Here is a 13,187-nt window from a genome sequence, read left to right on the forward strand (position 1 = left end):
CACAATGCGGGAGAGTAGGTAGTTGCCATATTTATTAAAAAGCCTTTCAGATTTGTGTCTGAGAGGCTTTTTGCTTTTATACACCTGCTGAATCTACAGGCCGCTGAATGCGGTACGCTAGCCGAACGCCTGCTCCTACAAAAAAACAAGTCTACTCTATCCCACCCAGCAGTATAATCCCCTGCAACCTGAAACCTGTAACCGGTACCGCTGTAAGCCGGTAACTGGTAACTGGCCAACCGGCAACCGGCAACTGGTAACTGGCAATCAGCGAACTAGGTATAAGCTAAACACCTTAGTTTTACCGCAAATTTTTGCAATATGAAAAGGCGGACCTTTATACAGCAATCAACATTAGCCGGTGCCGGGTTACTACTGCACAACATGCGCGGCTTCGCAGCGCCCAGCCAGGACTTCCCCGTGGTTAGAACCCCGGCCGATAAAAGAAACTTCACCAGCCAGGCAGTAGAAAAAGCCATCCAGGAATTCCGGTCAAAAGTGAAGAACCCCGAATTAGGCTGGTTATTTGAAAATTGCTTTCCCAATACACTCGATACCACCGTACACCATACCACGCAAAACGGCCGGCCCGATACCTACGTCATCACCGGCGATATAGATGCCATGTGGCTGCGCGACAGCAGCGCCCAGGTATGGCCTTACCTCGCCTTCATTGGGCAGGATAAACCCCTGCAGCAATTGATCGCCGGGGTCATTAACAAACAAACCGCCTTCATCCTGAAAGATCCCTATGCCAATGCATTCTATAATGATCCCCAGCAAAAAAGCGAATGGGAGAAAGACCATACCGACATGAAACCCGGGGTGCATGAACGCAAATGGGAGATCGATTCGCTTTGTTATCCCATCCGGCTGGCTTACCGCTACTGGAAGCTCAGCGGCGATACCAGTCCTTTCGATACCCAATGGCAGCAGGCTATAAAAAATATCCATACCGTTTTCCGCGATCAGCAGCGTAAGAATGGCAATGGCCCATACAAATTCCAGCGCACCACACCGCATGCAACAGATACATTACCCATGGGCGGTTATGGCTACCCGGTAAAGCCGGTTGGACTGATCTGCTCCGCCTTCCGCCCCAGCGATGATGCAACCGTATACTCTTTCCTTATACCTTCTAATTTCTTTGCGGTGACCAGCCTTCGCCAGGCCGCAGAAATGTTAACTACTATTGCCAAAGACACGGCTACCGCCGCTCAGTTAACTGCGCTGGCTACGGAAGTGGAAAAAGCATTACAACAATATGCCATCGTTGATCATAAAAAGTTCGGCAAGGTATACGCCTATGAGGTAAATGGCTTCGGTAGTTATAACCTGATGGATGACGCCAATGTGCCGAGTCTGCTCGCCCTGCCTTACCTGGGAGCCATGAAGAATACAGATCCCATTTATCAGAATACCCGCAAACTGGTTCTGTCAGCTGATAATCCTTTCTTCTTTGCCGGTTCAGCGGGTGAAGGTATTGGCGGACCCCATGTTGGTCAGGATATGATCTGGCCAATGGCGATCACCATGCGCGGACTCACCAGCTCCAGCGATGCAGAGATCAAAAGCTGTATTCAATTACTACAAAAGACACATGGCGGCACCGGCTTCATGCATGAAGCCTTCCATAAAGATGATCCCAAAAACTTCACCCGCAAATGGTTCGCCTGGGCGAATACCCTTTTCGGTGAGTTTATCTGGAAAACCTATAAAGAGAAACCCCAATTGCTAATAGGTTAATTAGCCAATGGGCTAATATGCTAATGAAACCTGCCGGCCCAGCCGGCAGGTTTCACTGTTTAATACTATCCATGCATTCCTAATTAAGGAGCTATCTCGTTAATTAGCACATCAGCAGATTATTGCATTACTAATGCGTGCACTCATGAAATGCATCACCTGCCGGATAACTAAAGGAATTGATCAATTTCCAGCGGGCTTTGTACATGCCGTAACTGGTATTCCTGAAAACAATAGCGCCATTCAGATCGGTGATCACATCGGTGCGCCAGGTTTCTCCACCCATGCCATTGGCCGCATCGATGATCGTGGCATAACCACTGGGACCACTACTGATCGATTTTACCTTCGCAATATTGGCGCCGGCGGAATTTTTTATAAGTGTAAAGGCGCCGGTAGTAATATTGAATTTATAAACATGATTGCTGTTAGATAACCAAAGTTCATTGGTACTGCCATACACCGGGAACAGATCATGCGCATTGCCCTGCGGCATGGTATAGGTCTTTTTCAGGGTGAGCGCCGGACTGCCGCAACTGTTATTATAACTGAACGCTTTTATTTTGTCTTTACCCGCAGCCCATAACAATTTGTTCACGCGGTCCCACACCACATTGTGCACATCGGCAAAGACCACTTTACCGCCTTGTTTGCTTTCGTCATTGATATAAGAATCCACGGTGAAGATCAGCAGGTAACCGCCGGTGGAAGATGCTGTTACAATATTACCGTTCGGCAGCAGTTCTGCAGAATGCGGATTACCGCCCGCATAATCGAACCAGATGGCTTTTTTAGAAGATACATTGATCAGTGCTACGCCACCACCAGATGCGGTGGCCAGGATATAATTTCCACCGTACACCAGTTTGGCTTCGCTGAGGTTGGTGAACCAGCCCTGGGCGCCGGAACGGATCATGGCATAGGCCGCGGTCGGTTTCCATTCCCAGGTAACTTTATTGCCATTGGCCACATCTACCATTACTATGCGGCCATTCTTCTGATCGCAAATGATCATTTCTTTAGGCGTGGCTTCTGTGGTTACAGCTTCTGTGTTGTAGGGTTCACTGGTATCATCAGTGGCAGCCGGCTGCGACACTTCCCGCGTACAGCCTAATGCAAGGAACAGCGAGATAAAGAGCGATAAGGAGATCGTTTTTCTCATGGATGGTTTATTTAGTATTTAATAAGGTTACAGATCGCATACTATCTAAAATAGCAGAACAGGAAGCGAAAATTCATGCCAAAGATATACACATGTGGAATGTCGTTATACCTGGCGGATTTATGCAGTAGTGAATATTCTAATAACAGTGATTTTACGCATGCCACGGTTCAAAACCGCGGCCCGCTTCACCCGCAGAAAACCGTATGCTTTATTTTATCTCAAACCGATACTTGCCTGCCACCAGGCTGGCGATATACGTGTTGTTTGTATGTTTTTGCAGCGCTTTATTCCTGAACAACTTTTTATTGGCAGGTATGGTCAACTGCAAACTGGCGGTGCTATTAGGTGGAACCACAACATGGTATTCGATGGTTTTACCAACTCTTTTCCACGAGGAAATAATAGCGCCATAGGGCGATTGATGCATGGCCTCGCATTCATTCAATCCGTTCACAAAATGCGGTTGCAGCAGGATGTTCTTAAAGCCGGGCTGTTCCGCATCGGGTTTTATACCGCCCAATGCTTTGTATAACCAGGCGCCCACTTCGCCAAACATGATATGGTTCATCGAAATATCATTGGCTGCCTTTATGTTCCAGTTCTCATACAAGGTTGTGGCGCCATTAACGATCCACCAGCCCCAGGAGGGATACTTTTCCCGCGATGCCAGTTGATAGGCCAGATCAGCATAGCCGTTCTCAGTTAATGCATTCAATATGCTCTTGGTGCCCAGAAGGCCTACATCGAGGTGAGTGCTATCGGCCTGAACCCGTTTGGCCAGGTTGGCCGCTACTTTCGGTACCAATGAGTCAGGTACAATGCCCCAGTAAAGCGGAAAGCTCAGTTCCGTTTGCACGCCGTTGCCATAGATGCCGGTGCTGCTATTGAGGTATTTGTCGTTGATGGCGTTTTTGATCTTTGTGGCCAACGCACTGTAGCGCGTGGCATCATCGGTGCGCCCGAACAGGGCTGCTGCTTTGGCTAATATAGTGGCGTCAACATAATAGTAAATGGAAGAAGTGAGCTCTACCGGTGATTTGGACTTTACCGGTACCCAGTCACCCAGTCCCCAGCTGGTTAAGCCGCCAGGATAAAGCTGGTCAATATGATCTACATAGCGTTGGATATTATCATAACAGCGCGACAATAAGGTGGTGTCGCCATAGAAAAGATAAATATCCCAGGGAATGATCGCAATAGTGCTGGTCCAGTCGGGACCATTGGCCCATTCATAGCCCCAGCCGCTGGTAGGGATAATGGCTGGCAATACGCCATTGTTTTGTTGTTCATCCTTGTGATCGTTCAGCCATTTTTCATAAATGGTGATGCCGTCAAAATTATACAGCCCTGTTTCAATGGCAATATGCGCGTCGCCCGTCCAGCCGTTCTTTTCGCGTTGCGGACAATCGGTCGGATACCCGAACAGGTTGGAGAGATAGGAATTATTGGTGGCCCACCAGAGTTTATTAATCGTAGGGTTGGAGGTCTTGAATTGTCCGGCCGCGGGCACATCGCTGTGCATAAAATAAGCGCTTAGATTTTCCTTGCTCAGGCTAACCGGTGCACTGCTGGTCACTTCGATGTATTGGAACCCTTTGTAATTGAAGCGCGGCATAAAACTTTCTTCGCCCTGGCCGCTGGTGATGAAGATATCCGTACCAAAGGGATCTGCATTTCCTATAGGCCGGTAGTGTACGTCCAGGTTAGACAGATCGACATGGCCATTGGCCAGCAGGCGTTCACCATGCTTTAATCGCAATACGGTGCCTGCCGCCGCTTTCACAGTAATGCGGCTTACGCCGGAAATATTTCTACCCAGGTCAAACACATAATTGGTATCATTGAACACCTGTACCGATTTCGCAGGGACCGTATCTACCAGGCGTATCGGCTGCATGATCTGTGCCGTGATATTGGTGGAGGGCGCAGCACGGTAGATCACTTCTTTCCATTGGGAGTCATCAAAGGAGGGTAAATGCCAACCGCTTTGTTCAAGGCGGGCGTCATAATGTTCACCGGTATAAATACTGTTGAAGATGACCGGGCTCAGGGCCGTCTTCCAGTCCTTACCCGTACTGATGGTTTCTACACGGCCATCTTCGTACGTAATGCGAAGATCCATACAAAATGTTGGTCGGTTGCGCCAGGGCGCTTCGTGAAAGAACCATACGGCGGTGGACTGGTGATTGTACCAGCCATTGCCCAGCAAAACGCCAATGGCGTTTTTGCCGTTTTGCAGCTGAGCGGTAATATCATGCGTTACATACAAAGTGCGCCGGTCGAACCGCGTATACATGGGATCGAGGTGGTGATCACCGATCCTCTTGCCATTGAGATATAATTCATACAATCCACCTGCGGCAATATAAGCGCGGGCCGAGCGGATCTTTTTTCCGAGCGTAAATGTCTTTCTGAAGTATGGGGCAGGTTTCAGATTGATGTCGCGGCTGTCGCTGATCCAGGCGCCCTGCCAGTTCTTTGCCTGCATCATACCTGTTTCAAAGTGATGCACCGCCGCCAGGGGAGAAGGGTTTTTGTCTTTATCCCATACCTGTACGGTATAATAATATTTTGTAAAAGGCTGTAATGGCTGGCCCTGGTAGGTGACCAGTTGCGCCGCCGATGCAACCTGGCCGCTTTGCCAGCAATTGCCTTTGCCCTGGCTCACCGCCAGCGAGTCGGTGCCTACGATCAATTGATAAGCGGTTTGTACAGCACCGCTGCGGTCATCCTGCAATTGCCAGCTGATCCTTGGGTGCATGGCATCTATACCCAAAGGGTTCCTGATGTATTCGCATTGAAGTTGTACCGGTGCGTTCATGGTTTGGGCAAGGGAGGAAGAAGCTGTCAGCACTAACAGGAAACTGAGCCGAATGGCCATACACATCATGGTTGGTTATTTGTTCGGGAATTTACGCATTCTTATGTTTCGACAAGGCATAATCGCTTGGGGTAACGCCAAATTGTTTATGAAAGTTGCGGGCGAAATTGCTTTGCGAGCTGAAGCCCGTCATGGCGGCGATCTCATACATCTTGTAATCACCCGAAGCCAGCAGCTCCGCCGCCTTCTTTAACCGTGTCAGATTGATCAGCTCGATCGGCGTAAGGTCAGAGATGGCCTTTATCTTCCGGTACAGCGTCACCCGGCTCATATTCATGTACCGCGCCAGCTGCTCCACATCCAGCTCCACTTCTTCAATGTGTTCAATGATGATGTCGTGCAGCGAAGCCAGGAAATGCTCATCGGCTTTCGTATGCGCCATACTATTGATATGCACCAGCGGCGAGTTCGCGAAATATTCCCGCAGGTTATTGCGGTTGTTCAGCAGGCTGGCCATCTGCGCCAGCAAATGTTCCTTGGAAAAAGGCTTTTCAATATACGCGTCTGCCCCCAGTTCCAGCCCCTGGACCTTCGCCTGGATGGTATTCTTGGCCGTGAGCAGAATAACCGGGATATGGGAATATTCTACATTCGATTTGATCCGCGCACACAATTCAAATCCATCCATATCGGGCATCATCACATCACTGATGATGAGCTGCACGGCATTTGATTCCAGCGCCTGCAGCGCTTCCCGTCCATCCAGTGTTTTCAGCACGGCGTATTTGCCTTGCAGGATCCTTTCGAGGAAATCGAGGATCTCTTCTTCGTCATCTACAAGTAAGATCAGTGGCAACATAGACATAAGGTTATTTCTTTTTTATGGTTGGTTGTAATGGTAAACTAAGCACAAAACTGTTCATTCCACTTTCTTTTACATATAATTTCCCCTGGTGTAACTGGGTCAGCGAACGGGCAAGCGTTAAGCCGATACCGGTGCCTTTTTGTTTGGGATTCTCCCTGATGCGATAGAAGGGTTCAAAGATCCGTTCCCGCATCGAAGCCGGGATCAGGGTTCCGTCATTCGAGATCTCCAGCGTGAAATGTTCATCCTCCTTCTGCACCGGGAATAATTGTACGGTGATCTGCGAGTCGGCATATTTTACCGCATTGCTGAACAGGTTGCTGACGATCTTGTTCAGTGCATCCTCATCTACCATGGCAACCACAGCAGCATCTGGTAATTGCAGGCTGTAATGCAGGTTCCGCTTTTTAGCCAGGGGTTGAAAGCTGGTGTATACGTCCTGCACCAGGGCGGAGACATTCACTTTGGTAAAATCAAGGCTGAAGCCTTTGGCTTCCGTTTGGCGGAAATCGAGGATCTGCGTGATCAGGGTCATGAGCCGGTTGGTATTGCGCTCCATCATGGTCACATCTTCCCGGATGGCAGGCAGCTCATCCAGTTTTTCGATCAGGTTCTCTACGGGGCCTTTTATCAGGGTGAGCGGCGTTCTTATCTCATGCGCCACATTGGTAAAGAATTCAAACTTCGCCTCATAGATCTCTTTTTCCTTTTTTTCCTGCGACCGCTTATGATAGTTCTGAATAAGCGCATACACAAACGCGATGGCAACGGCGGTATACAGCAGTCGGGCCCACCAGGTATTCCAGAAGGGTGGGCTAATGATGATCTGCAGTTCCTGTTCCCGGCTCCAGCGGCCATTGATGGCAGCTGTTAGCCGGAAGCGGTATTGCCCCGGCGCCAGGTTGGTGAAATACACCTTGCGGTTGGTGGGCAGGCAGGTCCAGCTTTTATCGAGCCCTTCCATCATGTATTTGTATTCCGTGATCTCCGGACTGGTATAACTCAACGCAGCAAAATCAATACTGAATGAGGACTGGTCATAGGGCAGGGTGATCTTTTTGGTGTACAGGATGGATTGCTGCAAAGGCGATTGGTTCCTGTTGATCAGCAATTCTTTATTATGCACCTGGAAGCCGGTTATATAAACGGGCGGAACAAACTGGCTGGCAACAAAGTCGCGGGGGCGAAATGAGATCATGCCTTTGATGGAACCGAAATATAATTTTCCGCTGGCGTCTTTATATCCGCTGTTATAATTGAACTGATCATACAACAAACCGTTGGCCTTGGTGTACACGGTCATTTGCTGCGTGGCGGGGTTTAGCCGCACGAGACCTTTGGAAGTGGTGATCCATAACATGAGATCATTGTCTTCTACCACCTTGAATACAAAATTGCTGGGCATACCCTGCTGCGTCGTATACCGCGTAATGCGTTTGCGATCGGCATCCAGTTTACAAAGCCCGCCGCCTTCCGTAGCGATCCAGATATTATGGTGGCTGTCTTCTTCCACGGCATTGATATCATTAATAGATAAACTATTGGTATCCGCCGGATTGTTCTGCAGCCGGCCCCGGTGCCGCGTGAGCGGATCATAGTATAAGAGGCCCTGGGTATGCGTGCCGATCAGGATGACGCCCGCATGATCTTCTTTGAGGCAACTGATGAATTCACCATGCGGGGTTTCATGCAGCCATTCAAAATCGGCTGTTGCAGGGCGATAGCGATAGAGGCCGGCGCCGCTGCCTACATACACTTCGCCGCGGCGGGTCTCCAGCATGGTCACAATGAAATTATTCCGGAAGGTCCAGTCCTTTATGTCGCTGCCATAGTGTTTGAGCACCTTGCCGCTACGCCGGTCCAGGATGTCGAGCCCATGATCCAATGTGCCGATCCAGACCTGGTTGCCACGGATCAGCAGTCCATGAATATTGTGATAGGCGATGCCGCTGCGGGTACCCGTAGGTTTAAAATGCGTAAAGGCGCCGGTACGCAGGTTCAGCTTGTTGAGCCCGGCATCTTCAGTGCCGATCCACAGATTGCCATCCGGGTCTTCGCAGATCTCGCGCACCGCATTGCCGCTGATGGTTTGGGCACTCTGGCCGGGATAATATTTGGTGATGGGCGTATATGGTTTGGGATAATAGTTCACGCCGCCAAAAAAAGTACCCGCCCACACGCCTCCTTCCTGGTCTTTGCACAAGGTATAAACCGCATTATCCGACAAAGAATAAGGATCTGAGAATTGTTTTTTCAGGTTGGTGAAACTGCGGGTTTGCGTATTATAAATAAAGATCCCTGATTCCGTGGCAAACCAGTACTCAGTGTCGGAATACCGGGTAATATCGCGCACATACACCGTTGTCTTATCAGCGCTGTAGATGAGCAGGTCCTCGTAGGTATTTGTCGGAATATTATAGCGCTTGATGCCCTGGCAGGTGGTGCCAATAAAGATCGCGTCTTTTCCGGCGGGATAAATCTTTTTAATAAAGCAGGTAGGCATCTTGGGGGAATGGGCAAATACATCGTGCCCCCGGAAGGATTGGGTGAGTGAATCAAAGCGGTGCAGGCGGCCATCCGTACCACCAAACCACATTTCACCCGTACCACTCATACAAAGCGCCGTGGCATGTATGGTTTTATCGGGCGGAAATGTTTTCAGGGTCCGCATAGTAAAATTATACCGGCAGATCATCGTATAGGAGCGGAACCAGAGCTGGCCCTGGCGGTCCATCTGCACATCGTTTATCTCCGGCAGCGAGTCGAGGAAACGCACTAAACGTTCTTTAGCATAATCGAAACGGTACAATCCATTCTGCGTGCCTACCCAAAGATTATCTTTATCATCGGCAAACAAACAATAGATGAAATCTTTTTTCAGCAGGTTATTATCCTCGTTGTCTGACTTGAACAATTTGAACCGGTAGCCGTCGAAGCGGTTCAGTCCTTCTTTTGTTCCGAACCAGAGAAATCCTTTTTTATCCTGGATACTGCAATACACCGTGTTATTCGATAACCCGTTCTCCACCTGGTAATGTTTGAAATAATAAGGCTGGCCACTGGCTCTGTGAACAGCAAGCCATAGGATGCACAATGGCAGCCATCGCAATTGTCGTAATAAGCAGTTCATCTGGTTTTATATTATCGGTGCCCCGTTGAGCAGACCTGTCAGGTTCGATACATCACTCTCATTTTTCAAAACCCGGTGACGAACCTTACAGGTCATGCCCTGGTAATTTAAGCAAGAAAGATCACGAAAAAACAAAATGTAACAAATTGAACAAATTCTGAAACGCAGGGAATAAGCAGAGTGCGCGATAAGATTTTATTTCATTGTGTGATTCAACATTGCTGTTAACCAATAATTGATTGCTACATGAAAAAATCTACCAAACACTTTCTGCGTGGCAGGGTTCGTATTGTACCAGGTGCCTGCCGCTCCATCAGCTTCCTTATTTCGCTGCTATTGATCTGTATTATTTCCATGCCGGCATGGGCGCAGCCGAAAGCCGGTTTCGAGGTGTCGGGACTGGTAAAAGACAGCACGGGCTCGCCGGTGGCCAATGCAACGGTGCTTGAAAGAGGCACCAAGAATGCAGTTACCACCAATATCGATGGCGCATTTCACATCAAAGTAGCCAGCGAGTCGGCGGTGCTCGTCATTTCTTCTGTAGGTTTTGCCAACCAGGAAATGCCGGTTAACAGCCAGAGCTCTTTTACCATTATCTTACAAAAGTTGCGGCATGACCTCGGTGAAGTGATCGTCGTGGGTTATGGCACTACCAAGCGGGCATCGGTGATCGGCGCCATTGCGGCGGTGACCGATAAAGATATCGGTATGGTGCACGGAGGCTCCACTGTTAGCACCAGTCTAGCAGGTAAGATCCCGGGTGTGTCGTTCCGGATGACCGATGGCCGGCCTGGGGCCAGCGCCAATATCCAGGTGCGCAATATGGGTGATGCCCTGTTCGTCATTGACGGTATTCAACAGGATGCCGGTCAGTTCAATAACCTGGCGCCGAACGATATTGAAAGCATTACAGTGCTGAAAGATGCATCTGCAGCGGTCTATGGCGTGCGCGCCGCCAACGGCGTAATTGTCGTTACCACCAAACGCGGCAAACTGGGCACCAAAAATACCGTGAACGTAGATGCTTATTCCGGTTACCAGAACTGGACCCGCTTTGCCGACGTGCTCACCAACTCATATGATTATATGCGCTACCGCGCCGAAGCAGAGATCAACCGCAATGGCAGCACCACTATAACTCCCGAAGAGCTGGAGAAATACAGAATAGGCACGGAAAGGGGCTACCAGAGTTTTGACTGGAAAAGCTTTATCATTAAAAAGAATGCGCCCCAGCATTCGGTAAATGTGAATGTAACCGGCGGGTCCGACAAGATCAATTATTATTTATCGGGCACACACCTCTACCAAAATTCTGTGCTGGGCCGCGAATTCAAATTCAAGCGTACCAATATTCAGGCGAATGTAAGCGCCAAAATTGCTGACCGCCTGAAAGTGGGGGTGAATATCAACGGCCGTATTGAGACCCGCGACAATCCCGGCGTGCCATACGGCGATGATTACTGGCTGGCCCGATTTGCGATTCTGCGTAATACGCCGCTTGAAAGGCCCTATGCCAATGATAATCCCGCTTATCTCAACGATATCAAACACAACGAGACCAACTGGGCATACCTGAATACAAAACATGCCGGTAAATACCATAACGACTGGCGGGTGCTGCAAACCAATTTCAATGCAGAGTACCAGGTGCCTTTTGTAGAAGGCCTGACCCTGGGTGGCGTTTACTCTTATTACCTGGCAGATTATCTGCTGAATAATCACGAATACACCTACAATACCTATACGTACAACCCGGCCGACGATACGTATAAAGCAACAGGCGGCAGCACCAATCCCTGGCGCGAACGGGAGCAGCGTAAGGTCATCAATATTACCCAACAACTAAAGATAAACTACAACCGCACCTTCGGCCTGCATACCGTTGGCGCCATCTTTGTGAACGAACGTATCAAGAACCAGCGGCTGCGCAACTGGATCCATTCCGTGCCCAGCACCAATGTGCTTTCCCTTATCTATTTCAATACGGCCGACAGATACGAAGACAGCGAAGACAATGAAGCCCGGATCGGTTATATTGGCCGCCTTACTTATAACTACGATAACAAATATTTCCTGGAACTGTCGGCCCGGCGCGATGCATCTTATTTGTTCGCGCCCGATAAACGGGTAGGCTATTTCCCCTCGGTATTTGCCGGCTGGCGGATCATGGAAGAACCCTTTATGCAAAAATGGCTGGGGGCTAACAATCCATTAACTGATTTTAAGATCCGCGGTTCCTATGGCGTATTGGGTGATGACGGCACGCAGCTGGATCTGCCCGCTTTCGCGTATGTGGAAGGTTATAACTACAACGAGGGTATCGCCATTTTAAGCGGCGTGCCGATTGTGGGATCGAGAGACCGTGGAGTGCCCATTACCAATATCTCCTGGTTAAAGAGCCGCATGACCGATATAGGATTCGACTTCAGCCTCTGGAATGGAAAACTCACCGGTACCTTCGATTATTTCTATCGCAAGCGTACAGGCTTACGCGGCCGCAAGACCGATGTATTGGTGCCTTTGGAAATTGGCTATACTCTGCCTGATGAGAATATCAACAGCGATGCGCAGTATGGCCAGGAAGGCTCGCTTACCTATAACGGCCACGTCAGAAAACTCCGTTTCGTGGTCAGCGGTAACCTGTCCTATTCCCGATCCAAATTCCTTTCCTCTTACAACCCGGTGTTCTTTAACAGCTGGGACCAATACCGGAATTCCAATGAACGTCGCTTTACGCGCATCAACTGGGGCTATGATGTGATCGGCCAGTTCACCTCGCAGGAACAGATCAATAACTATCCCGTGAATATCGATGGCCAGGGCAATCGTACTTTGTTACCGGGCGATCTTATTTATAAAGACATAAATGGGGATCTGAAGATCGACATGTACGACGAAAGGCCGATCGGTTATGGCGCCGGTGAACGCACTCCTCCCAATATCAACTATGGCATCAGCCTTACGCTCATGTATGAGAATTTTGATTTCAGGGCCGACTTCTCCGGTGCTGCCGGCTACACCTGGTTTCAGAACTGGGAAACGCGCTGGGCATTTCAGAACGACGGCAACCTGAACACCATGTTCCTCGATCGCTGGCGCCGCGAAAATCCATTCGATCCGAAGAGTCAATGGATCCCTGGTAGATATCCTGCATTGCGCTTTAACGACCGGGATCATAGCAACAATACCCGCACGTCTACTTTCTGGGCGCATAACGTAAAATATCTGCGGGCACGTACGCTGGAACTTGGTTACTCGCTGCCCAAAAAGATCCTCAGCAAAGTAAAGATGGAAAAAGCGCGGTTCTATATTAATGCCTATAACCTCTTCTCCATCGACAACGTGAGGGAATTTGGCATCGACCCGGAGATCAATGACGATAATGGACTGCAATTCCCGCAAAGCAAATTCCTGAACGCCGGTTTAAACCTTACTTTTTAACTGTTGCTGAACTCAACTA

6 protein-coding genes are annotated in these 13,187 nt (G+C 49.3%); 2 read left to right on the plus strand and 4 right to left on the minus strand.

Annotation, left to right across the window (positions count from 1 at the left end):
• Positions 1-321: 321 nt before the first annotated feature.
• On the plus strand, positions 322-1,746 hold the full coding sequence (locus tag JT717_RS27135; protein WP_205514445.1) for a glycoside hydrolase family 125 protein: 1,425 nt from the start codon (positions 322-324) through the stop codon (positions 1,744-1,746).
• 130 nt (positions 1,747-1,876) lie between these two features.
• Here the strand turns inward: JT717_RS27135 and JT717_RS27140 are convergent, their stop codons facing one another.
• From JT717_RS27140 to JT717_RS27155, 4 genes are all read right to left on the minus strand, one after another.
• A complete protein-coding gene (locus tag JT717_RS27140) occupies positions 1,877-2,908 on the minus strand; it encodes a DUF6528 family protein (protein WP_205514446.1) in 1,032 nt (343 codons plus the stop codon).
• Between the two features lie 211 nt (positions 2,909-3,119).
• Positions 3,120-5,792 (minus strand): alpha-L-rhamnosidase, encoded by a 2,673-nt coding sequence (locus JT717_RS27145; RefSeq protein WP_205514447.1) that lies wholly within the window; start codon positions 5,790-5,792, stop codon positions 3,120-3,122.
• 31 nt (positions 5,793-5,823) lie between these two features.
• Positions 5,824-6,591 (minus strand): response regulator transcription factor, encoded by a 768-nt coding sequence (locus tag JT717_RS27150; RefSeq protein ID WP_205514448.1) that lies wholly within the window; start codon positions 6,589-6,591, stop codon positions 5,824-5,826.
• Between the two features lie 10 nt (positions 6,592-6,601).
• Complete coding sequence (locus tag JT717_RS27155) at positions 6,602-9,727, minus strand: ligand-binding sensor domain-containing protein (protein WP_205514449.1); 3,126 nt, start codon at positions 9,725-9,727, stop codon at positions 6,602-6,604.
• Between the two features lie 246 nt (positions 9,728-9,973).
• Between JT717_RS27155 and JT717_RS27160 the strand changes: the two genes are divergently transcribed.
• The gene (locus tag JT717_RS27160) at positions 9,974-13,168 is read left to right on the plus strand and encodes a SusC/RagA family TonB-linked outer membrane protein (RefSeq protein ID WP_240348451.1); all 3,195 of its coding nucleotides are present in this window, start codon (positions 9,974-9,976) and stop codon (positions 13,166-13,168) included.
• Positions 13,169-13,187 lie beyond the last annotated feature (19 nt).

The organism is Longitalea arenae (assembly GCF_016924755.1).
GTDB classification, from domain to species: domain Bacteria; phylum Bacteroidota; class Bacteroidia; order Chitinophagales; family Chitinophagaceae; genus Niastella; species Niastella arenae.

Coding starts and splice junctions, on each gene's coding strand:
- JT717_RS27135 (WP_205514445.1), top strand. CDS start 322: ATGAAAAGGCGGACCTTTATACAGCAATCAACATTAGCCGGTGCCGGG.
- JT717_RS27140 (WP_205514446.1), bottom strand. CDS start 2,908: ATGAGAAAAACGATCTCCTTATCGCTCTTTATCTCGCTGTTCCTTGCA.
- JT717_RS27145 (WP_205514447.1), bottom strand. CDS start 5,792: ATGGCCATTCGGCTCAGTTTCCTGTTAGTGCTGACAGCTTCTTCCTCC.
- JT717_RS27150 (WP_205514448.1), bottom strand. CDS start 6,591: ATGTTGCCACTGATCTTACTTGTAGATGACGAAGAAGAGATCCTCGAT.
- JT717_RS27155 (WP_205514449.1), bottom strand. CDS start 9,727: ATGAACTGCTTATTACGACAATTGCGATGGCTGCCATTGTGCATCCTA.
- JT717_RS27160 (WP_240348451.1), top strand. CDS start 9,974: ATGAAAAAATCTACCAAACACTTTCTGCGTGGCAGGGTTCGTATTGTA.